This is a genomic window from Microbacterium lemovicicum (genome assembly GCF_003991875.1).
Lineage (GTDB): Bacteria > Actinomycetota > Actinomycetes > Actinomycetales > Microbacteriaceae > Microbacterium > Microbacterium lemovicicum.
The window spans coordinates 1,164,638-1,188,900 of the sequence record NZ_CP031423.1; the positions used below are offsets into that span (position 1 = coordinate 1,164,638).

Genomic DNA, 24,263 nt, shown 5'->3' on the forward strand with positions numbered 1-24,263 from the left:
GTCGCGGTGGTCATCACCCGCATGAAAGAGGAGTTCCGCATCAGCGATCCCCGCACCAACGACCGCATCCGCGTCCCCGAGGTCCGCCTCGTCGGACCCGCGGGTGAGCAGGTCGGCGTCGTCCGCATCGAGGTGGCACTGCGCCTGGCCCAGGAGGCCGACCTCGATCTCGTCGAGGTGGCCCCGAACTCGAAGCCCCCCGTGGTCAAGATCATGGATTACGGCAAGTTCAAGTACGAGGCTGCGCAGAAGGCCAAGGAAGCGCGTCGCAATCAGGCGAACACCGTCCTCAAGGAGGTCCGGTTCCGTCTGAAGATCGAGGCTCACGACTACATAACCAAGCTCAAGCGCGCCGAGGGCTTCCTCCAGTCCGGCGACAAGGTCAAGGCCATGATCCTGTTCCGCGGACGCGAGCAGTCGCGTCCCGAGCAGGGCGTCCGGCTCCTCCGCAAGTTCGCGGAGGACGTCGCGGAGTTCGGCACGGTGGAGTCCAACCCCACCATCGACGGCCGCAACATGGTGATGGTCGTGGCTCCGCACAAGAACAAGTCCGAGGTCAAGACCGAGCAGAACGCCCAGCGCGCGGCCAACAAGGAAGCCGCACGCTCGGCCCGCACCGGCGGACCCGACGACGAGGACGACGACGAGACGGTGGATGCCGCAACAGCACCCGCCGCGGCCGAATAAGCCCCCACAGACTCCCGCTCCGGCGGGACACCGACTCCCGCCCGCGGGAATCCGAACCGAAAGAAGAAGAGATGCCGAAGCAGAAGACCCATTCGGGTGCCAAGAAGCGCTTCAAGGTCACCGGCAGCGGCAAGCTGATGAAGCAGCAGGCCGGCATGCGCCACAACCTCGAGGGCAAGTCGTCGCGTCGCACGCGTCGTCTCAACCAGGAGCAGGTCCTGGCCCCGGGCGACGCCAAGGTCGCGAAGAAGCTCCTCGGCCGCTGACGCGGACCGACGCACGTTAGGAACAGATAGTCATGGCAAGAGTCAAGCGGGCAGTAAACGCCCACAAGAAGCGTCGGGTCATCCTCGAGCGCGCCAAGGGATACCGCGGACAGCGGTCGCGCCTGTATCGCAAGGCCAAGGAGCAGGTCACCCACTCCCTCGTCTACGCGTACCGCGACCGTCGTAAGCGCAAGGGCGACTTCCGTCGTCTGTGGATCCAGCGCATCAACGCCGCGAGCCGCCAGAACGGCCTCACGTACAACCGTCTGATCCAGGGTCTTGGCCTCGCGGGCGTGCAGGTCGACCGTCGCATGCTCGCCGAGCTCGCGGTCAACGAGCCCGCGACCTTCGCGTCGCTGGTGGCGACCGCCAAGGGCGCGCTGCCGACCGACGTGAACGCCAAGAAGGCGTAAGCACCGGCATCCTGATCGACGGGGCGTCTCTCTGCGGAGAGGCGCCCCGTCGTCATGTCCGGCCGGGTCGCCCGCCCTAGACTGAAGCCGTGCTGGAGAATCCGCGCTCGCCGCGCGTGCGCGCAGTGGCGAAGCTGACCAAGCGCAGTGCGCGCGAGGAGACCGGGCTGTTCCTCCTCGAGGGGCCGCAGGCCGCGCGGGAGCTCCTGGCCCACCGCGCCGAGACGCTGGTGGAGCTGTTCGCGACGCCCACCGCGATGGAGCGGCACACCGATGTGCGGGATGCTGCGGCCGCTGCCGGGGTGGAGATCGAGTTCACCACCGAGGCGGTGCTCGACGCCATGGCCGACACCGTCACCCCGCAGGGCATCGTGGGGGTCGCCCGCCAGGCGCCGACCTCGGCGCGCGACGTCTTCGCCTCGGCGCCCCGACTCGTGGCCGTCTGCGAGGAGGTCCGCGACCCGGGCAATCTCGGGACGATCATCCGCGCCGCCGACGCCGCCGGCGCCGACGCGGTCGTCCTCACCGGGCGCACGGTGGACCCGTACAACCCCAAGGTGGTGCGCGCGACCACCGGCTCCCTCTTCCATCTGCCCGTCGCCGTGGGCGTCGAGCTCGCCGTCGTCGTCGACCTTGCGCGCGGTGCCGGACTCCAGGTGGTGGCCGCGGACGTGGGCGGGAGCGACTTCCTCGCCGCGCGTCCGCTCCTCGGCCGACCGACCGCGTGGGTGTTCGGCAACGAGGCACGCGGACTCGACGACGAGGCCCTCGCTCTGGTCGACCGATCGCTCCGCCTGCCGATCTACGGGAGCGCGGAGTCGCTGAATCTGGCCACCGCGGCCAGTGTCTGCCTGTACGAGACGGCCTTCGCGCAGCGCGCTCCCGTCTGACGATCGCGTTCCAGCCCTGTTACAGATCGGTAAAGGTCGCGGCGTGCGTTTGGCGTCCGGCACAGCCCGTACATAGTTTGGGGTCATGGTGACCTCCGATTCATCGCCGACGGAGGCCTCGGCCCCCGTCGGTGCGCCCCTCGTCGTGATCTCCGGCGTGCAGAAGCACTACGGCGACTTCCAAGCACTGACCGACGTCGATCTGACCGTGCACAAGGGCGAGGTCGTCGTCGTGATCGGCCCGTCGGGCTCGGGCAAGTCGACACTGTGCCGCACCATCAACCGCCTCGAGACGATCACCTCCGGGTCGATCACGATCGACGGCAAGGAGCTGCCCAAGGAGGGCAAGGGTCTCGCGAACCTGCGTGCCGACGTGGGCATGGTGTTCCAGTCCTTCAACCTGTTCGCCCACCTCACGATCCTCGAGAACGTGACGCTCGGCCCGATCAAGGTCCGCAAGATGAAGAAGGCCGACGCCGAGCGCGAGGCGCAGGTGCTCCTCGACCGCGTCGGCGTGGGCCATCAGGCCTCCAAGCTCCCCGCGCAGCTCTCCGGCGGCCAGCAGCAGCGCGTCGCCATCGCCCGTGCGCTGGCCATGAATCCGAAGGTGATGCTCTTCGACGAGCCCACCAGCGCGCTCGACCCCGAGATGATCAACGAGGTCCTCGACGTGATGGTCGGCCTCGCGCAGGACGGCATGACGATGATCGTCGTCACGCACGAGATGGGCTTCGCCCGCAAGGCCGCCGACCGCGTGGTCTTCATGGCCGACGGCCGCATCCTCGAGGACGCCCAGCCCGAGGAGTTCTTCACCCACCCGCGGTCCGACCGCGCCAAGGACTTCCTCTCGAAGCTCATCACCCACTGAGCCCGTACCCGTCCGCCGTCATGCACCGTCGGCGGAGAGCAAGAAAACGCATACGAAACCCAGGAGGACATCACATGCGCACCAACCGCATCATCGCCGGCGTCGGTCTCACCGCCGCCGCGCTGCTCGCGCTCACGGCCTGCAACAGCGGAACGCCCGGGGCCGCCCCGGCGGAGAGCGGCGCAGCCGGCTCCGACGGCGCCCTGTTCGAGGTCGCCACCGACGTCACGATCGCGGACAGCCCGACCTTCGACGCGATCACCGAGCGCGGCAGCGTCAAGATCGGCGTCAAGGAGGACCAGCCCGGTCTCGGCTACCTCGACCCGACCACCAACGAGCGCTCCGGCTTCGACGTCGACATCGCCCGCTGGATCGCGGCATCGCTGGGCTACGACGAGGACAAGATCGAGTTCACCTCGATTCCCTCGGCCAACCGCGAGCAGGCCATCATCAACGGCGACATCGACTACTACGTCGGCACGTACTCGATCACCGACAAGCGCAAGGACCAGATCTCCTTCGCCGGTCCGTACTTCGTCACCGGTCAGGGCCTGCTGGTCGCCGCCGACAGCGACATCACGAGCGTCGACGACCTGTCCGGCAAGAACGTCTGCTCCGCCACCGGCTCCACCTCGATCCAGCGGATCAAGGACGAGCACCCCGAGGCGACCACGACGGAGTTCGACACGTACTCGCAGTGCGTCGAGCAGCTCAAGTCGGGTCAGGTCGACGCGGTGACCACCGACGAGGCCATCCTCATCGGCTACGCCGCCCAGGACCCCGACAACCTGAAGGTCGTCGGCGACGTCTTCAGCGAGGAGCGCTACGGCGTCGGCATCCAGAAGGACGACGCGGCGTTCGTCGAGTTCGTCAACACGATGCTGACCGACGGTGGCGACACCTGGACCGCGATCTTCGACAAGAACCTGGGCGCCTCGGGCGTCGAGGCGACGCAGCCGAAGGTCGACGCGGCCGAGTAAGCCGTGTGGCGGCGTCATCCCGTATCGGGTGACGCCGCCACCCGCCTCCGGCCGGCTCCCGCCGGCCGGAGGCGCACCACACTGATCGACGAGAGCGACAAGGGGCCGCCGTGGGGATCATCACCGACAACCTCGACCTGTGGGGCGAGGCCCTGTGGGGAACCGTCGTCCTGTTCCTGGCGGGCGGGGCGCTGGCGCTCGTGCTCGGGGTCATCGTCGGCGCCATGCGCGTCTCGCCGATCCCGGTCGCCCGCACCGTGGGCGCGCTCTACGTCAACACCGTGCGCAACACCCCGCTCACGCTGATCTTCTTCTTCTTCGCCTTCGGCGCGCCGCTCCTCGTCGACTTCCGCGTGAACTTCCTGATCCTGGGCATCCTCGCGCTCGGTCTGTACACAGCCACCTACGTCGCCGAGACGCTGCGCTCCGGCATCAACACCGTGCCGGTCGGCCAGGCCGAGGCGGCCCGGGCGCTCGGCCTCACCTTCGGCCAGGTCATGACGCTCGTGGTGCTCCCGCAGGCCGGGCGGTCCGTCATCCCCCCGATGATGAGCGTGCTCATCGCCCTGCTGAAGAACACCACGGTCGCCGCCGGCTTCTCGGTGCTCAACCTGGGATCCATCCGCGCCAACTTGAGCGAGCGCGGAGAGAACGCGTTCGGCGTCATCCTCTGGGTGATGCTCGTGTTCGTCGTCCTCGTGCTGCTGCTGGCGGCCGTGCAGAGATACCTCGAGAACAAGTGGAGGGTCGCGCGATGAGTTCCGTCCTGTACGACGTCCCCGGCCCGCGGGCCGTCGTCCGCAACCGCATCCTCGGTGCCATCACCATCGTGGTGGTCCTCGCCCTCCTCGGCTTCGTGGTGTGGCGCTTCGCCATCACCGGCCAGTTCAGCGCCCAGAAGTGGTCGGTCTTCACGTACTCGGCCATCTGGGAGGCCTTCGGACTCGCGACACTCCGGACGCTGGCCGCATTCGCCGCCGCGGCCGTGGGAGCCGTCGTCCTCGGGTTCGTCCTCGCGATCGCCCGACTGTCCGAACACGCGTGGGTGCGCATCCCGGCCACCGCGATCGTCGAGGTGCTGCGCGCCATCCCCGTGCTCGTGCTGATGCTGTTCCTCTACTACGGCCTGCCGGTCATCGACATCAAGCTCGGCTCCTACCTGTCGGTCGTCATCGCGCTCGTCGTCTACAACGGCGCGGTCATCTCCGAGATCCTGCGCGCGGGTATCGAATCGCTGCCGCGCGGCCAGAAGGAGGCGGGCTACGCCATCGGCCTGCGGAAGTCCGGCGTCATGCAGCTGATCCTGCTGCCGCAGGCGATCCGCGCCATGCTCCCGGTCATCATCGCCCAGCTCGTGGTCACGCTGAAGGACACCGCGCTCGGCTTCATCATCACCTACCCCGAGCTGCTGTACTTCGCCAAGACACTCGGATCGAACGCGCTCTACGGCTCACCGCTCATCCCGTCCGCGATCGTCGCCGGCGCCATCTACATCGGCATGTGTCTGCTGCTGTCCTTCGCGGCGCAGACGGTGGAGAAGCGACTGCGCCGCTCTCCGCGAGCGGTCGCGCCCACGGCGGGTGCACCGACGCGCGAGGGGATCACCGACACGTCGCTCATCGTCGCGCAGCGTGACGCGCCCGACCTCAAGGACTGACGCCGGGCTCGGCGGTCGCGCGGCCGTCGGTAGACTCGATTCTCGTGTCCGACGCCCCTGAGAACCCCCCCATCACGCCGGAGGCGGTGGATGCCGCGGTCCAGGCCGCCATCGATGCCGTGGCCGCCGCAGCCGACACCGCGGAGCTGAAGGCGGCCCGCGCCGCGCACAGCGCCGAGGGCTCGCCGCTCGCCCGCCTCAACGCGCAGCTGCGCAACGTCGCTCCGGCGCAGAAGGCCGAGTTCGGCAAGCTCGTCGGCCAGGCCCGCGGACGCGTGAACCAGGCCTTCGCCGCCCGCGAGGCGGAGCTCGCCGAGGCCGAGACGGCCGCCCGGCTCGACGCCGAGCGGGTGGACGTGACCGCTCTGGCGTCTCGCGCACGGGTGGGGGCGCGGCATCCGATGACCCTCCTCCAGGAGCAGATCGCCGACATCTTCGTCGGCATGGGGTGGGAGATCGCCGAGGGGCCCGAGCTCGAGCACGAGTGGTACAACTTCGACGCGCTGAACTTCGACGTCGACCACCCTGCGCGTCAGATGCAGGACACGTTCTTCGTCGATCCGGTCTCGCGCCACCTCGTCATGCGCACGCACACGAGCCCCGTGCAGGTGCGCTCCATGCTCGAGCGCGACCTGCCGATCTACGTGCTGTGCCCCGGCCGCGTCTACCGCACCGACGAATTCGACGCCACGCACCTCCCGGTCTTCACCCAGTTCGAGGGGCTCGTCATCGACAAGGGCATCACCATGGCGCACCTCAAGGGCACCCTCGACCACGCCGCGCGCGTGCTGTTCGGGCCCGAGGCGAAGACGCGCTTCCGCGCGAACTACTTCCCCTTCACCGAGCCCTCCGCCGAGCTCGACCTGTGGCACCCCACCTTCAAGGGCGGCGCCCGCTGGATCGAGTGGGGCGGCTGCGGCATGGTCAACCCGAACGTGCTGCGTGCGGCGGGCATCGACCCGGAGGAGTACTCCGGCTTCGCCTTCGGCATGGGGATCGAGCGGACGCTCATGTTCCGCAGCGACGTGCAGGACATGCGCGACATGGCCGAGGGCGATGTCCGTTTCAGCGAGCAGTTCGGGATGGTGGTCTGATGCGCGTTCCGCTCTCCTGGCTCCGTGAGTTCGTCGACCTTCCGGACGACGTCACGCCCGAGGCCGTGCTCGCCGATCTCGTGCGCGTCGGCTTCGAGGAGGAGGACGTCCACGGCTTCGAGCTGACCGGGCCCATCGTCGTGGGCGAGGTCCTGTCCTTCGACGCCGAGCCCCAGTCCAACGGCAAGACGATCCGCTGGTGCCAGGTCGACGTCGGCGAGGCCGAGGGGGGAGTGCGCGGCATCGTCTGCGGCGCCGGCAACTTTTTCGCCGGCGACAAGGTCGTCGTCACGCTTCCCGGCGCTGTGCTGCCCGGGCCGTTCCCGATCGCCGCGCGCAAGACCTACGGTCATGTGTCCGACGGCATGATCGCGTCGGCCAAGGAGCTCGGACTCGGCGACGAGCACTCCGGCATCCTGCGCCTGGTCGAGCTCGGCATCGACGCGCCCGTCGGCACCGACGCCATCGCCCTCCTGGGATTGGACGACGTGGCCGTGGACATCAATGTCACGCCCGACCGCGGGTACGCCCTGTCCGTCCGCGGTGTGGCCCGCGAGTACTCCCACGCGACCGGTGCGGTCTTCCGCGACCCGGGGCTGCGTCCCTGGGGAGAGGTCAATCTCCGCGACGAGCAGGCGTTCTCCGTCGCCGTCGACGACCGGGCGCCGATCCGCGGCCGCGAGGGGGCGACGGAATTCGTCGCCCGCATCGTGCGCGACGTCGACCCGACCAAACCCACGCCGGCCTGGATGGTCGCCCGACTGACGCTCGCCGGCATCCGCTCGCTCGGCATCCTCATCGACATCACCAACTACGTGATGATCGAGCTCGGTCAGCCGATCCACGGCTACGACCTCGATCGCCTCACGGGCGGCATCACCGTGCGCCGTGCGCAGCAGGGCGAGACGCTCGAGACGCTCGACGGCAAGGTGCGCACCCTCGATCCCGAGGACCTCCTCATCACCGACGAGTCCGGCCCCATCGGCCTGGCCGGCGTCATGGGCGGCGGCACCACCGAGATGACGGATGCCACGCGCAACGTCCTCATCGAGGCGGCGACGTTCGACACCGTGTCGATCGCGCGCACGGCGCGACGCCACAAACTGCCGTCGGAGGCCTCTCGCCGCTTCGAACGCGGTGTCGACCCGGCGATCCCGTTCGTGGCCGCCGCGCGCGTCGCCGAGCTGATGGTCGCCTACGCGGGCGGCACGGACACCCGCGCCGGCGGCGCTCTCCTGCGCCCGTACTCGACGCCGGGCATCGACCTTCCGCAGGACTTCGTGCCGGGACTGATTGGGGTCGCGTACACGCCGGAGGAGATCGTGGCGGCGCTGGAGATGGTCGGATGCCGCGTTACCGCCCGTGCAGGCGATTGGGCCGTGTCACCCCCGACGTGGCGGCCCGACCTCACCGACAAGTGGACGCTCGCCGAGGAGGTCGCCCGCATCGAGGGCTACGACCGCATCCCCTCGATCCTGCCGACGCCGCCCTCGGGCCGCGGTCTCACGATCGCCCAGCAGGGTCGTCGCCGCGCGGCCAACGCCCTCGCCGCGGCCGGCTACGTCGAGACCCCGTCCTTCCCGTTCACCACGGAGGCCGCGAACGACCTGCACGGCTCCGAGTCGGGGGAGCACCTGCCGAGCATCAAGCTCGCCAACCCGCTCGACGGGCAGTCGCCGTTCCTGCGCCGCTCGCTCGTCCCCGGTCTGCTCGAGGTCGCGCACCGCAACGTCTCGCGGGGCTTCACCGACCTCGCGCTGTTCGAGAGCGGCACGGTCTTCCTGCCCGCGCCGGGCGTGACCTACGGCACCGACACGGTTCCACCGCTGGCGGTCCGGCCGGACGCGGCGACCCTCGCCGCACTCGACGACGCGATCCCGCCGCAGCCGCGCCATGTCGCGGTCCTGCTCACGGGCAACGTCTCGCCGAAGCAGCCCGGCCACGCGTCCGTCGCGGCGGACGTCGCCGACGCGCTCGACGCGGTCCGCACGATCGCCGCCGCCGCGGGCGTGACGGTGGATGTCGCGCAGACGCGCCGCGCCGCCCTGCACCCGGGACGCACCGCCGTGCTGTCGGTGCACGGCAGGGAGGTCGGCTACGCGGGCGAGCTGCTGCCCGCCGTGGCGCAGGCGGCCGAGCTCCCGGGACGTGTCATCGTCGCCGAGCTCGACCTCGACCTCGCGCTGTCCCTCGCGGGCGAGCGCGTGGTGGCGGCCTCCCTCTCGGGCTTCCCGGCCGCCACCCAGGACGTCTCGCTGGTGCTGGGTGCCGAGGTGCCCGCGGCCGACGTCAGGGCTGCTCTGCACGACGGTGCGGGCGCCCTGCTGGAGTCGCTGCGCCTGGTGGACGACTATCGCGGCGCCGGCGTGCCGGAGGGTGCGAAAAGCCTCACGTTCGCCCTGCGGTTCCGGGCACCGGATCGCACGCTGACCGCCGCCGAGGCGACCGAGTCGAAGCTGGCGGGCGTCGCGGTCGCGGCCCAGCGTTTCGGCGCGACCCTGCGCGAGTAGCCGGGGCCTCGCGCCGCGGCATCCGCTCTGCTGGGATGGGGACATGACCGACGTCCTCATCCTCGGCGGAACGGGCTGGCTGGGCGGCGAGGCGGCCCGCCGGTGGATGGATGCCGGAGCCCGCGTCACCTGTCTCGCCCGCGGCGGGCGCCCGGCTCCGTACGGTGCCGCGCTCGTCACCGCCGACCGCGACCATCCCGAGGCGTACGCGCACGTGGCCGATCGCGAGTGGGAGGAGGTATTGGACGTCTCGTCCACTCCCCGGCACGTGGAGACGGCCATCGCCGCGCTGGCCGGCCGCACGCGGCACTGGACGTATGTCTCGAGCGTCTCCGTGTACGCCTCGTCCGACGTCGCCGGGCAGGACGAGGGCGCGGAGCTGGCCGACCCCGCCGCGCCGGGGGAGCCGTACGACTACGCGCGCGCGAAGGCGGCGTGCGAAGCGGCCGTCCGGCACGCTCTCGGCGGCCGCACCGCGGTCGTGCGTCCCGGACTGGTGGTCGGTCCCGGCGACCCGAGCGACCGCTTCGGCTACTGGCCGGCCCGCTTCGCCCTCGCCGGGGGAGAGCCCGTCCTCGCCCCGGAGGCTGAGGATCGGACGGCGCAGGTCATCGACGTGCGGGATCTCGCCGACCAGATCGTCGCCCTGGGCCGGGAGCGCTGGGTCGGCACGATGAACGCGGTCGGCGACCCGGTGCCGCTCGCGCGGCTCCTGCAACTGGCCCGCGAGACGGCCGGCCACACCGGCGACCTGATCGTCGCCGACGATGCGTGGCTCGAGCAGCACGAGGTGCAGCACTGGGCAGGTCCCCGGTCGCTGCCCCTCTGGCTGCCGCGCGACATGCCCGGCTTCGCGACGCGCACGAACGCCGTCTACCGGCTGCTCGGCGGAGTGCTCCGCGACCTGCGCGTCACCCTCGCCGACACCCTGGCCGACGAGCGGGCGCGCGGGCTGGACCGGGATCGCGCCGGCGGCCTCACGCGCGCCGAGGAGGAGGTGCTCCTCGCCGAGCATCGGTCGGAGCACGGCGCGGAGCAGCGTGCGGACAGCGGGACGGGAGAATCCGGCTGATTTGGCCGACCGCGTCCACTGCCGCTATCGTCGGCCCATGCCCTCGGCCGCCCCGGACCTGCAGATGCTCCCTGTGAGCACCGCTCCCGCGCGCCGACGCCGGGCCGGACGCCGACTCTAGGCGACGACCCGCTCCTTCCGCCGTGCCGGCGGGTTCGAGTGCGTCGCCGCCCTCGCTCCCACCCGTCATCCCGCGCCGCGCCGCCTCGCGTGCAGGCGCTCGCACCTTAAGGTGGAATCCATGACCTATTCGGTCGCCGTCTCCGGCGCCTCCGGCTACGCCGGCGGTGAGATCCTGCGCATCCTCGCCGCGCACCCCGACATCGAGATCCGCACCGTCACGGCGCACTCCAACGCGGGTCAGCCGCTCGTCGCCCACCAGCCGCACCTGCGGTCGCTGCGTCACCTCGAGCTGCAGGAGACCACCCCCGAGGTGCTCTCCGGCCACGACATCGTCTTCCTCGCCCTCCCGCACGGGCAGTCCGGCCAGTACACCGACGCGCTCACCGACACGGCGCTCGTCATCGACGCGGGCGCCGACCACCGGCTCGAGACCGTGGCGGACTGGGACCGCTTCTACGGCGGCTCCTTCCACGAGCCGTGGGTGTACGGCGTGCCCGAGCTGCCCGTCGGCGGCGGAGTCCAGCGCGAACGGCTGGTCGGGGCATCCCGCATCGCCGCCCCCGGCTGCAACGCCAGCACCGTCAGCCTCAGCCTCGCGCCCGGAGTGGCCGCCGGCGTCATCGACGCCGGCGACATCGTCGCCGTCCTCGCGGTCGGGCCGAGCGGCGCGGGCAAGAGCCTCAAGCCCACCCTGCTGGCGAGCGAGATCCTCGGCTCGGCCAACCCCTACGCCGTCGGCGGCACGCACCGGCACATCCCCGAGATCCGCCAGGCGCTGCGCGCGGCGCGTGCCGCGGGAGTGCCCGACGCGCCGATCCGCATCTCCTTCACGCCCGTCATCGTGCCCATGTCCCGCGGCATCCTGGCCACCTCCAGCGCCCCGCTCGTCGAGGGCGTCTCCGACGCGGACGTCCGCGCCGCATGGGAGTCGGCCTACGGCGACGAGACCTTCGTGCAGCTGCTGCCCGCGGGGGAGTTCCCCCGCACCGCCGACGTCCTCGGCGCGAACACCGCGCTCATGGGCATCGCGATCGACCGCGACGCCGGGCGCGTCGTGGTCGTCACCGCCGTCGACAACCTCGCCAAGGGCACCGCGGGAGCCGCCGTCCAGTCCATGAACATCGCGCTCGGCCTGCCCGAGGACCGCGCCCTCACCGTGAACGGAGTCGCGCCGTGAGCGTCACCGCGCCCCAGGGATTCGAGGCGGCCGGCGTCGTCGCGGGTCTGAAGTCGACCGGCAAGCCGGACCTCGCCGTCGTCGTGAACCGCGGCCCCCTCAAGGTGGGCGCGGCGGTCTTCACGAGCAACCGGGCCAAGGCCAACCCCATCATCTGGTCGCAGCAGGCGATCCAGGACGGGGTGGTCGAGGCGATCGTGCTCAACTCCGGCGGGGCGAACTGCTTCACCGGCAGCTTCGGCTTCCAGACGACGCACCAGACGGCCGAGAAGGCCGCCGAGCTGCTCGGAGTGAGCGCCGGTGACATCCAGGTCTGCTCGACCGGCCTCATCGGCGTGGGCGACGAGACGTTCCGCGCGAACGTGCTCTCCGGCACCGAGAAGGCGATCGCGGCGCTCGGCTCCGACGGCGGCGCCGACGCGTCCCTGGCCATCATGACGACCGACTCGCGGCCGAAGCGGGTGGTGCTCGAGCGCGACGGCTGGGTCATCGGCGGGATGGCGAAGGGCGCCGGGATGCTGGCCCCCGGCCTCGCGACGATGCTCGTGGTCATCACCACCGATGTGGTGCTCACCCCGCAGCAGGCCGACGAGCACCTCCGCCGCGCGACGCGGACGAGCTTCGACCGTCTCGACTCGGACGGCTGCATGTCGACCAACGACCAGGTGACGCTGCTGGCCAGCGGCGCCAGCGGCATCACCCCCGACGCCGACGCCTTCGGCGACGCGCTCGCCGCGGTGTGCCTCGACCTCGCCGAGCAGCTCCAGTCCGACGCCGAGGGGGCGAGCCACGACATCTCCATCCAGGTCGTGCACGCGGCATCCGAGGAGGACGCCGTGGAGGTGGGGCGCTCGGTCGCCCGCAACAACCTCTTCAAGGCGGCGATCTTCGGCAACGACCCCAACTGGGGGCGGGTGCTCGCCGCGATCGGCACGACCGACGCGGCCTTCGACCCCTACGACGTCGACGTCTGGATGAACGGCGTGCGCGTCTGCACTCAGGGCGGCCCCGACCGGCCCCGCGAAGAGGTCGACCTGACGCCTCGCGCCACCGACCTCGTCATCGACCTGCGGGTCGGCGAGGCCGAGGCCACGATCCTCACCAACGACCTCACCCACGACTACGTCCACGAGAACAGCGCGTACGCCTCATGACCGGCATCGACCTCCAGGACACCGACCCGGCCGAGGCCAGCGTCAAGGCCGCCGCGATGATCGAGTCGCTGCCGTGGCTGCGGCAGTTCCGCGACCGTGTCGTCGTCGTCAAGTACGGCGGCAACGCGATGATCAGCGACGAGCTGCAGGAGGCGTTCGCCGCCGACATCGCGTACCTGCGCTACGTCGGCGTGAAGCCCGTCGTCGTGCACGGCGGCGGTCCGCAGATCTCGTCCATGCTCGACCGCCTGGCGATCCCGAGCGAATTCAAGGGCGGCTACCGCGTCACGAGCACCGAGGCGATCTCGGTCGTGCGCATGGTGCTCACGGGGCAGATCAATCCGCAGCTCGTCGCGAAGATCAACGCGCACGGACCGCTCGCGACCGGCCTGTCCGGTGAGGACGCCGGCCTCTTCGGCGGGCGCCGCCGGGGCGTGGTCATCGAGGGCGTCGAGCACGACCTGGGCCGCGTCGGCGACGTCACCGAGGTCGATCCGCAGCCGATCCTCGATCAGCTCGACGCCGGGCGCATCCCGGTGGTCTCCAGCATCGCGCCGGATCTCGATCACCCGGGCAGCTCCCTGAACGTGAACGCGGATGCTGCCGCCGCCGCCCTCGCGGTCGCCCTGGGCGCCGCGAAGCTCGTGGTCCTCACCGACGTCGCGGGCCTCTACGCCGACTGGCCGAACCGCGACTCGCTCGTCTCCCACCTGACCTCCACCGAGCTGCGCGCGATGCTGCCGACGCTCGAGTCGGGCATGATCCCGAAGATGCAGGCCTGTCTGGACGCCGTCGAGGGCGGCGTCGAGACCGCGGCGATCATCGACGGGCGGGTGCCGCACTCGGTGCTCGTGGAGATCTTCACCAGCAAGGGAATCGGAACAGAGGTGGTGCGCGGTGGCTGAACAGGCAGGTCCGACGTGGCAGGACGACGCGGGGCGCGACCTCGTGCGGAGCTTCGGAGACCGCATGGCCATGTTCGTGCGAGGGAAGGGCGCCCGTGTCTGGGACGCCGAGGGACGTGAGTACCTCGATTTCCTGGCGGGGATCGCCGTCAACTCCCTCGGGCACGCCCACCCGGTCTTCGTCGAGGCGCTCGCCGAGCAGGCCGCGACCCTGGCCCACGTGTCGAACTACTTCGCCACGCCGCCCCAGCTCGCGCTGGCCGGCCGGCTGAAGCGCCTGGCGGGCACCGGCGAGAGCGGCCGCGTCTACTTCGGCAACTCCGGCGCCGAGGCCAACGAGGCGGCCTTCAAGCTCGCGCGCCTGCACGGCGCGGCCAGCGGTCGCACCCGCATCCTGTCGCTGAAGGACGCCTTCCACGGCCGCACGATGGGCACGCTCGCCCTCACCGGCAAGCCGGCGATGCAGGAGCCGTTCCTGCCCATGGTGCCGGGCGTCGAGTTCATCGACTCCACGATCGAGGCGCTGGAGGCGGCCATCGACGACCGGGTCGCCGCGCTGTTCGTCGAGCCCATCAAGGGCGAGGCGGGCGTCATGCCCCTGCCCGACGGCTACCTCGAGAGCGCCCGCGCGCTCACCGAGCGCCACGGCGCCCTGCTCATCATCGATGAGATCCAGACGGGCGCCGGGCGCACGGGGGAGTGGTTCGGCTTCCAGCACGTCGGCATCACACCCGACGCGATCACGGTCGCCAAGGGCATCGGCGGCGGTTTCCCGATCGGCGCGCTCATCACCTTCGGCGCGGCGAGCGAGCTGTTCTACCCCGGCACCCACGGCTCGACCTTCGGCGGCAACGCCCTCGGCACCGCGGTGGCCGGCGCCGTCCTCGCCGAGATCGAGCGCGCCGACCTCGTGGCCAACGCCGCGCGACGCGGCGCGCAGCTGCGGGAGGGGATCGCCGCCATCGGGTCGTCGCTGGTGGCCGGATGCCGCGGCCAGGGCCTCCTCATCGGGGTCGCGCTGCAGCATCCCGTCGCCAAGGCCGTCGTGGCGGCGGCCCAGGAGCAGGGGCTCATCATCAACGCGCCGAACGACACGACCATCCGCCTCGTGCCGCCGCTCACGATCGGCGATACCGAGGTCGGGGAGTTCCTCCGTCTCTTCGCCGCATCGCTGGCGTCCGTCGAGGATGCGCTGCTCCTCGACTCGGCCGCGGCACCCGTCTCCGGGGCGGTGCCGGCATGACCCGTCACCTGCTGCGCGACGACGACCTGACCCAGGCCGAGCAGGGCGAGATCCTCGATCTCGCCCTGGAGCTCAAGAAGGACCGCTGGTCCGACCGCTCCCTGGCGGGCCCGCAGACCGTCGCTGTCATCTTCGACAAGTCCTCCACACGCACCCGCGTCTCCTTCGCGGTGGGGATCGCCGACCTGGGCGGCTCGCCGCTCATCATCTCCACCGCCAACAGTCAGCTCGGCGGCAAGGAGACCCCGGCCGACACCGCCCGTGTGCTCGAGCGCCAGGTCGCCGCCATCGTGTGGCGCACCTACGCGCAGGCCGGGCTCGAGGAGATGGCACGGGACACGCGAGTGCCCGTCGTCAACGCTCTGAGCGATGACTTCCACCCCTGCCAGCTGCTGGCCGATCTGCTCACCATCCGCGAGCACAAGGGCGACCTGGCGGGGCTGACCCTCGCGTTCTTCGGCGACGGCCGCAGCAACATGGCGCACTCCTACGTGCTCGCGTGCGTCACGGCCGGGATGCACGTGCGCGTCGCCTCGCCCGAGGACTACGCCCCGCGCGAAGACGTGATCGCCGATGCCGACCGCCGTGCCGCCGAGACCGGCGGTTCGGTCACGCTCCTGACCGACGCGAACGAGGCGGCCGCCGGCGCCGACGTCATCGTGACCGACACCTGGGTGTCGATGGGCAAGGAGGAGGAGAAGCTCGCGCGCCTCCGCGACCTCGGTGGCTACAAGGTCACCCAGGACACGATGGACCTGGCCGACCCGGGGGCGATCTTCATCCACTGCCTCCCCGCCGACCGCGGGTACGAGGTGGACGCGAACGTCATCGACGGACCGCAGAGCGTCGTGTGGGACGAGGCGGAGAACCGCCTCCACGCCCAGAAGGCTCTGCTGGTCTGGCTGCTGAGGCAGCGCTGAGGCTGCGGCACGGGATGTGATGACGGCACTCGATCGCGCCGCCTCGTCGCCACTGCGGCGCGCGCTCTCGGCCAACGTCGAACGCCTCGACGGCTCCGCCCGCGCCGGCGGAGTGGACCTCGCGCGCGGCCTCGCGGTGCTGGGCATGCTGGCCGCGCACCTGTTGAGCATCCCCGAGCTGGAGGCCGGCGACCCGTCGACCTGGGGCGGGATCGTGGACGGCCGCTCGTCGATCCTGTTCGCCACGCTCGCGGGGGTGTCCCTGGGCCTGGCCACCGGCGGCCGGGCGCCGCGCACGGGCCCGGCGCTGCGTGTCGCACGCCTGCGCCTGGCCGTCCGCGCGGGCGCGCTGTGGGTGCTGGGCGTCGCCCTCATCCTCACCGGCGTCCCCGTGTACGTGATCCTGCCCGCCTACGCGATCCTGTTCCTGCTGGCGATCCCCTTCCTGCGGCTGCGAGCACCCGTGCTGCTGACGGTGGCCGCAGCATCCGCGGTTGGTCTGCCGTTCCTGCAGCCGCTCCTGGAGTCCGCGCCGGCGTGGTCGACCCCCGCGGGCGGATGGGTCTCGCTGCTGCTCGGCTGGCACTACCCCTTCACCGTCTGGGCGGCGTTCGTCCTGGCCGGGCTGGGGGTCGCCCGTGCCGGAATCGGCCGTCTGTCCGTCCAGCTCGCGATGCTGGTCGCCGGAGCGGTCCTGGCCGCGGTGGGATACGGGACGGCTGTCGTGCTCGCCGTGCCCGAGCCCGTCTCCGCGGTCGTCCCCGCCCTCGTGCGCACTCCGGGCGAGGAGTACGCGGCAGCGGTGTGGACCGCGGAACCGCACTCGAGCGGCCTACTGGAGGTGATCGGGTCCGGCGGGTTCGCGCTGGCGGTGATCGGCCTGTGCCTGCTGATCTGCCGGACCGGTGTGCGGACGATCCTGCTCCCGCTGCGCGCCGTGGGCGCGATGCCGCTCACGGCCTACACGGCGCAGCTCGTCGTGTGGGCGGTGTGGGCGGGGAACGCGCTCGGAGACACGGGCGACCTCTCTGGATTCCGCCAGCTCGACCCGTTCCCGGTCATCACGCTCGCGACCGTTCTCGGTTGCACCCTGTGGGCCCTGCTCATCGGCCGGGGACCCCTCGAGTGGGTGCTCGACCGGCTCGCTCGGCTCGTTCCGTCCCGCGGCTAGGCTGGTCGATCGTGAGCGAAGAGACCAACGACCGCACGAACGACGGCGCCCTCTGGGGCGCCCGATTCGCCTCCGGACCCTCGCCGGAGCTGGCTGCCCTGTCGCGCTCGACGCACTTCGACTGGGCGCTGGCCTCGTACGACATCGCCGGCTCCCACGCCCATGCGAAGGCCCTCGCGGCGGCGGGCTACCTGACCGCTGATGAGGAGCAGCGCATGCACGCGGGTCTCGACGCGCTCGCGGCAGCGGTCTCGGACGGAACGCTCGTCGCCGGTCCCGACGACGAGGACGTGCACGGCGCCCTCGAGCAGGCGCTCATCGCCGAGGTCGGACCCGAGCTCGGCGGCAAGCTGCGCGCGGGTCGCAGCCGCAACGACCAGATCGCGACGCTGGTGCGGCTCCACCTCCTCGACCACTCTCGCGTGATCGCGCGCGACCTCCTGCGGCTGGTCGACGCGATCGTCGCCCAGGCCGACGCGCATCGGGCGGCCATCATGCCCGGCAGGACGCACCTCCAGCACGCCCAGCCGGTGCTCCTCGCGCACCACCTGCAGGCCCACGCATGGCCGCTCGTGCGCGACCTCGAGCGCCTGCGCGACTGGACCGCACGCGCTGCGGTCTCGCCGTACGGCGGGGGAGCGCTCGCGGGATCCTCACTCGGGCTCGACCCGCAGCTCGTCGCCGACGAGCTCGGCTTCGCCCGTCCGTCGGAGAATTCGATGGACGGCACCGCCGCACGCGACGTGGTGGCGGAGTTCGCGTACATCGGCGCGCAGATCGGCGTCGACCTCTCACGGTTCGCCGAGGACGTGATCATCTGGAACACGCGGGAGTTCGGCTTCGTGCAGCTGCACGACGCGTACTCGACCGGGTCGAGCATCATGCCGCAGAAGAAGAACCCCGACATCGCCGAGCTCGCACGCGGCAAGTCCGGGCGCCTCATCGGCAACCTCACCGGACTCCTCGCGACGCTCAAGGCACTGCCCCTGGCCTACAACCGCGACCTTCAGGAGGACAAAGAGCCGGTCTTCGACTCCATCGTCACCCTCGAGGTGCTGCTCCCGGCCTTCGCCGGCATGATCGCGACGCTCCGCTTCGACACGGAGCGGATGGCGCAGCTCGCCCCTCAGGGATTCTCGCTGGCGACCGACGTCGCCGACTGGCTCGTGCGGAAGGGGCGGCCGTTCCGCGAGGCGCACGAGATCTCCGGCGCGCTGGTCCGCTTCTGCGAGGAGCGGGGCATCGAGCTGCACGAGGCGGACGACGCCGCTCTGGCTGGCATCTCGGCAGACCTGACCCCGGATGTGCGCGATGTGCTCACGATCGAGGGCTCCGTGGCGAGCCGCTCAGGGGTCGGCGGCACCGCCGGCGTGCGCGTCGACGAGCAGCGTGCGGAACTGGTGGCGCGAGCGCAGGCGGTCACCCACGCCCTCGGCCTCTGACGGCGGTCTTCGCAGCGGCGGTCGCGGGCGGCCGGTCGTCGCGGCAGCGGCCGGGCCGAAGCATCCGTATCGGGCCCGATCCTCGGCGGTCACCAGATGGCGAGGCGGATCAGTCCTCCCAGCACCGCTGCCCACAGGAGGCTGGAGAGCGTGCCGATGATGAACCGCTCGCGCGACTGGGCTTCGGCCAGCTCGGAGAACCGGCCGACGCCCTTCACGGCCACGACGACCGCGATGGCCTCGGGGAAGCCGGCGATGATGGCCACGACGACCGCGGTGCGCTCGAGGTAGCCGATCGTCGTGCCGCCGCGCATGACCTCGCGCGTCGAGGCGATCGCCGACGGGTCGTCCTCCGCACCGGGGCGCGGGGGAGTCTGCACGAGGATGCCGCCCGCGATGCCCTCGCGGACCGATCCGCGCGTGGCGATGTCGAGGATGCGTCGGGTGACCGGGTCGCCTCCGACGACGGCGACGGCGGTGCCCAGCATGGCGAGCCCGAGGCCGACCCAGATCGGCACGTTCGCCGGGGCGATGGCCACCACGAGCAGTGCCGCGATGACCAGACCGGCCGCCGTGATCAGGGGGGCGTTCGCAGGCTTGCGCAAGCTCACGGTGACGAGGGCGAGCGCTCCGCTCAGCGCGAGGTAGAGGAAGATCGACAGGATCGCCGTGAGGATCGCGTCGGGAACGAGCACCATTCCGTCAGTCTCGCACGGGGCCCGGACGCCGGTTCAGCGCGTCCAGCACCGCCGCGAGCGCCGGGATCGCGGCCTCTTCGGCACGGAGCCCCGCGGCCTTCGCCCTCAGACTGACCGCCGTCTCGGTGATGCCGAGCCGCGCCGCGATCTCCTTCTGCGTCATCCCCTCCGACAGCAGATCGGCGACCTCCCAGCCCGGGCCGGTGCGGCGCTCCCGCAGTTCGAGGAGGAGGCGGATCAGCGCTTCCGCCCCGTCGGCCTCCGCGGCGTCGGCGTCGGCGGCGGTCAGCGCGAGCCGCCACTGCGACGGCTTCGCACGGTCGACCGCGTCGCGGGCGTGGATGAACGCGGGACCGCGAGCCGCGCGGATGTCGTCGGGAAGCGGGCGCTGCACCTCGCCGACCCCGATCCCGACACTCCAGGCGCCGGTGCGCACGAGGTGGAGGGCGACGTCCAGGGCGGTTCGCCCGTCGTCCGTCGCCGCCTGCACCTCGTCACCGGCGTTGCGGTCCGGAGCGAGCGCGAGCCGGCGTCCCGCGCGGCGCGCGACCTCGGCGACGGCGGACGGGACGAGGTCGTCGTTGGTCCGGCTGTCGCGCTGATCCGCGGTGATGACGAACATGCATGCTCCAGTCCACAGACTTACTTCGAGGGTGATTATGCCACGAAGCATAAGTTCCGTCCAGGGTGAGGCTTCTGAGGTTTCCAGGCTTCATACCCCCGCCCTGAAGCCCTGCGACCTCATCGCGGGACGGCCGTGCCGGCGGAGTCGGTCGGGGCGCCGCTGATAACCTCGACGCGTGTCAGCCGCAGTGATCCCGACCGCGCCCGCCAACGATCCGTCGTTCGACAACGTCTGGGACGAGCTCGTCTGGCGCGGCCTCGTGCAGGTGTCCACCGACGAGCAGGCGCTGCGCACCATGCTCGGCGGCGAGCCGATCTCGTTCTACTGCGGATTCGATCCGACTGCCCCGAGCCTTCACCTGGGAAACCTGGTGCAGCTGCTCACCATGCGCCGTCTGCAGCTCGCCGGTCATCACCCCCTCGGTCTGGTCGGCGGGTCCACGGGTCTGATCGGCGACCCCCGGCCGACCGCCGAGCGCACCCTGAACGAGCGAGAGACGGTCGAGGAGTGGGTGGGCTACCTGCGCGCGCAGGCGAGCGCTTCCTCGACGTCGATGGGCCGAACGCCGCCCGGATGGTCAACAACCTCGACTGGACCGCTCCGCTCAGCGCCATCGACTTCCTGCGCGAGATCGGCAAGCACTACCGCGTGGGCACGATGATCCGCAAGGACGCGGTCGCCGCACGCCTCAACTCCGAGGCGGGCATCAGCTACACGGAGTTCAGCTACCAGATCCTGCAGGGCCTGGACTACCTCGAGCTGCATCGCCAGTACGGATGCATGCTGCAGACCGGCGGCAGCGACCAGTGGGGCAACCTCACGAGCGGAACCGATCTCATCCACCGCGTGGAGGGCGTGTCCGTGCATGCCATCGGCACACCGCTGATCACCAACAGCGACGGCACGAAGTTCGGCAAGAGCGAGGGCAATGCGATCTGGCTGGATGCTGCGATGTGCAGCCCGTACCGGATGTACCAGTTCTGGCTCAACACCGATGACGCCGACGTGATCTCGCGACTCAAGGTCTTCACGTTCCTCCCCAAGGCGGAGATCGAGGAGCTCGGGCAGCTCGTCGCCGCCGAGCCGTTCCGCCGGGAGGCTCAGAAGAGGCTCGCCCGCGAGGTGACGGCGTTCGTCCACGGTCCGGAGGCCGCGGCATCCGTCCTGGCGGCGTCGGAGGCGCTCTTCGGGCAGGGGGATCTGACGGCGCTGGATGCCGCGACCCTCCGCAGCGCGCTGGAGGAGCTCCCGCACACCCGGGTGTCGGAGCCGACGACGGTCGTGCAGGCGCTCGTCGCGACGGGACTGACGGCGAGCCTGTCGGAGGCGCGGCGCGCCGTCGCCCAAGGCGGCGTGAGCGTGGACGGACAGCGGGTCGATGACGAGAACGCCGTCATCGCGGGAGCACTGCCGGGCGGAGTGTCCGTGCTGCGCCGCGGGAAGAAGACGCTCGCCGGCGTGTTCGTGTCGTCGAGCTGACGAGCATGCCCTTCACCGCCAGCCACGCGGTCGTCGCGCTGCCGTTCGTGCGGACGCCGCTCGTGCCGGCGGCCATTGCGATCGGAGCGATGACGCCCGACCTCCCGCTGTTCCTCCGTGGGTGGGGGATCGATTACGGCCGCACGCACAGCCTGTCCTGGCTGCCGGTGACGATGCTGGTGGCGCTGGCGCTGCTGCTGGTCTGGCGCTGCCTGCTGCGCCCGGCCGTCCGTGAGCTGCTGCCGCGCGAGGTGGCCCGTCGGATTCCCGCGGAATGGGATGCGAGCCCGGCCGTGGCACTGCAGCAGACCTTCGGCGGCACCACGGGCCGCCGACTCCCGCAGACCGCCCTGCTCCTCGTCTCGCTCGCCCTCGGGGTGGCGAGCCACATCGCCTGGGACGTGTTCACCCATGAGGGGCGCTGGGGCACGGAGATACTCCCCGTGCTCGACGAGGACTGGGGTCCTCTCACGGGCTACAAGTGGCTGCAGCACGGGTCGAGCGTCTTCGGGCTCGTGGTCCTCGCCATCTGCGCTGTGTCGGTCCTGCACAGGAGATCTCCCGGTGGGGAGCCCGCGCGCCTGCTGCCGACGACCGTGCGCGTCATCTGGTGGCTCTCCCTTCCCGCCGCGCTCCTCCTCGCGTGGGGAGTGGGCCTGGTGGCGTACGGCCCGCTCTCGCCGACCTGGACCGTCGCGCATCTCGCGTACCGGGTGCTGCCGCCGGCGTGTGCGGCGTGGGGCGCCCTGACGCTCCTGCTGTGCGCCGTCATCGTCGTGCGCCGTGCCGCACAGCGACCGAGGGAGCGCCGCGACGCGTCCGACACGCCCGGGACGTCGCCGGATTTGCCGAGTCCCCGAGCCTGACGTAACGTATTACTTGTTCGCCCCACAGGGTTGCGAGAGGCTCAGAGCTTCACCCCCTCACGTCGGCGAACATCCCTCACGTCGGAACGGTTTCAGCCGGGCCACTTGAGGATCGCAGGCCTCCGGGTCTACGATGGAAATCCCCCTCCGAGCAGTGCGAGCAGCAGTTCGCCTCTCGAAGCACATGATCGGTCGCAGAGATCGACGTGTCCAATCGGGGGTAGGTTTGTGAAGTTGCCCTTCCGGCAGACACGCGAGTGTCGACGGGGGGTGCGTCCGTTCCTTGAGAACTCAACAGCGTGCACTTGTCATATGCCAATGAACCTCGCAATCAGCCTTTGGGTTGGTTGGTGAGATTTCTTTGAGATTAATTGAATTGTCAGTGATGGCATTCTTTTGGTCAGGTTGAACTCGTGCGGTCTTTCACCTTTTTCCGGTGGGGATCGTGCATCATTTTTTTATGGAGAGTTTGATCCTGGCTCAGGATGAACGCTGGCGGCGTGCTTAACACATGCAAGTCGAACGGTGAAGCCAAGCTTGCTTGGTGGATCAGTGGCGAACGGGTGAGTAACACGTGAGCAACCTGCCCCGGACTCTGGGATAAGCGCTGGAAACGGCGTCTAATACCGGATATGAACCACAGCCGCATGGTTGGTGGTTGGAAAGATTTTTTGGTTCGGGATGGGCTCGCGGCCTATCAGCTTGTTGGTGAGGTAATGGCTCACCAAGGCGTCGACGGGTAGCCGGCCTGAGAGGGTGACCGGCCACACTGGGACTGAGACACGGCCCAGACTCCTACGGGAGGCAGCAGTGGGGAATATTGCACAATGGGCGGAAGCCTGATGCAGCAACGCCGCGTGAGGGATGACGGCCTTCGGGTTGTAAACCTCTTTTAGCAAGGAAGAAGCGAAAGTGACGGTACTTGCAGAAAAAGCGCCGGCTAACTACGTGCCAGCAGCCGCGGTAATACGTAGGGCGCAAGCGTTATCCGGAATTATTGGGCGTAAAGAGCTCGTAGGCGGTTTGTCGCGTCTGCTGTGAAAACTGGAGGCTCAACCTCCAGCCTGCAGTGGGTACGGGCAGACTAGAGTGCGGTAGGGGAGATTGGAATTCCTGGTGTAGCGGTGGAATGCGCAGATATCAGGAGGAACACCGATGGCGAAGGCAGATCTCTGGGCCGTAACTGACGCTGAGGAGCGAAAGGGTGGGGAGCAAACAGGCTTAGATACCCTGGTAGTCCACCCCGTAAACGTTGGGAACTAGTTGTGGGGGCCATTCCACGGTCTCCGTGACGCAGCTAACGCATTAAGTTCCCCGCCTGGGGAGTACGGCCGCAAGGCTAAAACTCAAAGGAATTGACGGGGACCCGCACAAGCGGCGGAGCATGCGGATTAATTCGATGCAACGCGAAGAACCTTACCAAGGCTTGACATATACGAGAACGGGCCAGAAATGGTCAACTCTTTGGACACTCGTAAACAGGTGGTGCATGGTTGTCGTCAGCTCGTGTCGTGAGATGTTGGGTTAAGTCCCGCAACGAGCGCAACCCTCGTTCTATGTTGCCAGCACGTAATGGTGGGAACTCATGGGATACTGCCGGGGTCAACTCGGAGGAAGGTGGGGATGACGTCAAATCATCATGCCCCTTATGTCTTGGGCTTCACGCATGCTACAATGGCCGGTACAAAGGGCTGCAATACCGTGAGGTGGAGCGAATCCCAAAAAGCCGGTCCCAGTTCGGATTGAGGTCTGCAACTCGACCTCATGAAGTCGGAGTCGCTAGTAATCGCAGATCAGCAACGCTGCGGTGAATACGTTCCCGGGTCTTGTACACACCGCCCGTCAAGTCATGAAAGTCGGTAACACCTGAAGCCGGTGGCCCAACCCTTGTGGAGGGAGCCGTCGAAGGTGGGATCGGTAATTAGGACTAAGTCGTAACAAGGTAGCCGTACCGGAAGGTGCGGCTGGATCACCTCCTTTCTAAGGAGCTTCTGGCAGCCGGCGTCCTCTTCGGGGGTCGTGT

21 protein-coding genes, 1 rRNA gene and 1 pseudogene are annotated in these 24,263 nt (G+C 69.9%); 21 read left to right on the forward strand and 2 right to left on the reverse strand.

The window, feature by feature from the left end:
• The first annotated feature begins 21 nt into the window (after positions 1-21).
• The 18 genes from infC (at position 22) to argH (ending at position 18,572) form a co-directional block, all read left to right on the forward strand.
• The gene (gene infC, locus CVS47_RS05395; RefSeq protein ID WP_127097212.1) at positions 22-687 is read left to right on the forward strand and encodes a translation initiation factor IF-3; all 666 of its coding nucleotides are present in this window, start codon (positions 22-24) and stop codon (positions 685-687) included.
• 71 nt (positions 688-758) lie between these two features.
• On the forward strand, positions 759-953 hold the full coding sequence (gene rpmI, locus CVS47_RS05400) for a 50S ribosomal protein L35 (RefSeq protein ID WP_127095176.1): 195 nt from the start codon (positions 759-761) through the stop codon (positions 951-953).
• 32 nt (positions 954-985) lie between these two features.
• The gene (gene rplT / locus CVS47_RS05405) at positions 986-1,366 is read left to right on the forward strand and encodes a 50S ribosomal protein L20 (protein ID WP_127095177.1); all 381 of its coding nucleotides are present in this window, start codon (positions 986-988) and stop codon (positions 1,364-1,366) included.
• 89 nt (positions 1,367-1,455) lie between these two features.
• The gene (locus CVS47_RS05410) at positions 1,456-2,256 is read left to right on the forward strand and encodes a TrmH family RNA methyltransferase (protein WP_127095178.1); all 801 of its coding nucleotides are present in this window, start codon (positions 1,456-1,458) and stop codon (positions 2,254-2,256) included.
• Positions 2,257-2,341: 85 nt separating this feature from the next.
• On the forward strand, positions 2,342-3,124 hold the full coding sequence (locus tag CVS47_RS05415) for an amino acid ABC transporter ATP-binding protein (RefSeq protein ID WP_127095179.1): 783 nt from the start codon (positions 2,342-2,344) through the stop codon (positions 3,122-3,124).
• Between the two features lie 74 nt (positions 3,125-3,198).
• A complete protein-coding gene (locus CVS47_RS05420) occupies positions 3,199-4,104 on the forward strand; it encodes a glutamate ABC transporter substrate-binding protein (RefSeq protein WP_127095180.1) in 906 nt (301 codons plus the stop codon).
• Positions 4,105-4,214: 110 nt separating this feature from the next.
• Complete coding sequence (locus CVS47_RS05425; RefSeq protein ID WP_127095181.1) at positions 4,215-4,862, forward strand: amino acid ABC transporter permease; 648 nt, start codon at positions 4,215-4,217, stop codon at positions 4,860-4,862.
• Complete coding sequence (locus CVS47_RS05430; RefSeq protein ID WP_127095182.1) at positions 4,859-5,761, forward strand: amino acid ABC transporter permease; 903 nt, start codon at positions 4,859-4,861, stop codon at positions 5,759-5,761. Before CVS47_RS05425 ends, CVS47_RS05430 begins: the two co-directional genes overlap by 4 nt.
• A gap of 44 nt (positions 5,762-5,805) precedes the next feature.
• Positions 5,806-6,855, forward strand: a complete 1,050-nt coding sequence (gene pheS / locus CVS47_RS05435) for a phenylalanine--tRNA ligase subunit alpha (protein WP_127095183.1) — start codon at positions 5,806-5,808, stop codon at positions 6,853-6,855.
• On the forward strand, positions 6,855-9,365 hold the full coding sequence (gene pheT, locus CVS47_RS05440) for a phenylalanine--tRNA ligase subunit beta (RefSeq protein ID WP_127095184.1): 2,511 nt from the start codon (positions 6,855-6,857) through the stop codon (positions 9,363-9,365). Before pheS ends, pheT begins: the two co-directional genes overlap by 1 nt.
• Before the next feature lie 43 nt (positions 9,366-9,408).
• A complete protein-coding gene (locus tag CVS47_RS05445) occupies positions 9,409-10,437 on the forward strand; it encodes an NAD-dependent epimerase/dehydratase family protein (protein WP_127095185.1) in 1,029 nt (342 codons plus the stop codon).
• A gap of 241 nt (positions 10,438-10,678) precedes the next feature.
• Positions 10,679-11,737 (forward strand): N-acetyl-gamma-glutamyl-phosphate reductase, encoded by a 1,059-nt coding sequence (gene argC, locus CVS47_RS05450; protein WP_127095186.1) that lies wholly within the window; start codon positions 10,679-10,681, stop codon positions 11,735-11,737.
• Positions 11,734-12,891, forward strand: a complete 1,158-nt coding sequence (gene argJ, locus CVS47_RS05455) for a bifunctional glutamate N-acetyltransferase/amino-acid acetyltransferase ArgJ (RefSeq protein ID WP_127095187.1) — start codon at positions 11,734-11,736, stop codon at positions 12,889-12,891. Before argC ends, argJ begins: the two co-directional genes overlap by 4 nt.
• Positions 12,888-13,796 (forward strand): acetylglutamate kinase, encoded by a 909-nt coding sequence (gene argB, locus CVS47_RS05460; protein ID WP_127095188.1) that lies wholly within the window; start codon positions 12,888-12,890, stop codon positions 13,794-13,796. Before argJ ends, argB begins: the two co-directional genes overlap by 4 nt.
• Positions 13,789-15,039: an acetylornithine transaminase gene (locus CVS47_RS05465; protein WP_127095189.1), complete on the forward strand. Its 1,251-nt coding sequence runs from the start codon at positions 13,789-13,791 to the stop codon at positions 15,037-15,039. Before argB ends, CVS47_RS05465 begins: the two co-directional genes overlap by 8 nt.
• Positions 15,036-15,959: an ornithine carbamoyltransferase gene (argF, locus tag CVS47_RS05470; protein ID WP_127095190.1), complete on the forward strand. Its 924-nt coding sequence runs from the start codon at positions 15,036-15,038 to the stop codon at positions 15,957-15,959. Before CVS47_RS05465 ends, argF begins: the two co-directional genes overlap by 4 nt.
• 19 nt (positions 15,960-15,978) lie before the next feature.
• Positions 15,979-17,130 (forward strand): DUF418 domain-containing protein, encoded by a 1,152-nt coding sequence (locus CVS47_RS05475; RefSeq protein WP_127095191.1) that lies wholly within the window; start codon positions 15,979-15,981, stop codon positions 17,128-17,130.
• An 11-nt stretch (positions 17,131-17,141) separates the two neighbouring features.
• The gene (gene argH / locus CVS47_RS05480; RefSeq protein ID WP_127095192.1) at positions 17,142-18,572 is read left to right on the forward strand and encodes an argininosuccinate lyase; all 1,431 of its coding nucleotides are present in this window, start codon (positions 17,142-17,144) and stop codon (positions 18,570-18,572) included.
• 89 nt (positions 18,573-18,661) lie between these two features.
• Here argH and CVS47_RS05485 read toward each other — a convergent pair whose 3' ends face one another.
• Together CVS47_RS05485 and CVS47_RS05490 are read right to left on the reverse strand one after the other, a co-directional pair.
• Positions 18,662-19,270 carry a hypothetical protein gene (locus CVS47_RS05485; RefSeq protein ID WP_127095193.1) on the reverse strand — a complete coding sequence of 203 codons (609 nt, stop codon included), beginning with the start codon at positions 19,268-19,270 and terminating at the stop codon, positions 18,662-18,664.
• A 4-nt stretch (positions 19,271-19,274) separates the two neighbouring features.
• A complete protein-coding gene (locus CVS47_RS05490) occupies positions 19,275-19,892 on the reverse strand; it encodes a helix-turn-helix domain-containing protein (protein ID WP_127095194.1) in 618 nt (205 codons plus the stop codon).
• A gap of 190 nt (positions 19,893-20,082) precedes the next feature.
• Between CVS47_RS05490 and tyrS the strand changes: the two are divergent.
• From tyrS to CVS47_RS05505, 3 genes and pseudogenes are all read left to right on the forward strand, one after another.
• Positions 20,083-21,374: pseudogene (gene tyrS, locus CVS47_RS05495) on the forward strand (tyrosine--tRNA ligase).
• Positions 21,375-21,379: 5 nt separating this feature from the next.
• Positions 21,380-22,240, forward strand: a complete 861-nt coding sequence (locus CVS47_RS05500) for a DUF4184 family protein (protein ID WP_127095195.1) — start codon at positions 21,380-21,382, stop codon at positions 22,238-22,240.
• A gap of 457 nt (positions 22,241-22,697) precedes the next feature.
• Positions 22,698-24,220, forward strand: a 16S ribosomal RNA gene (locus CVS47_RS05505).
• The last annotated feature ends 43 nt before the right edge of the window (positions 24,221-24,263 follow it).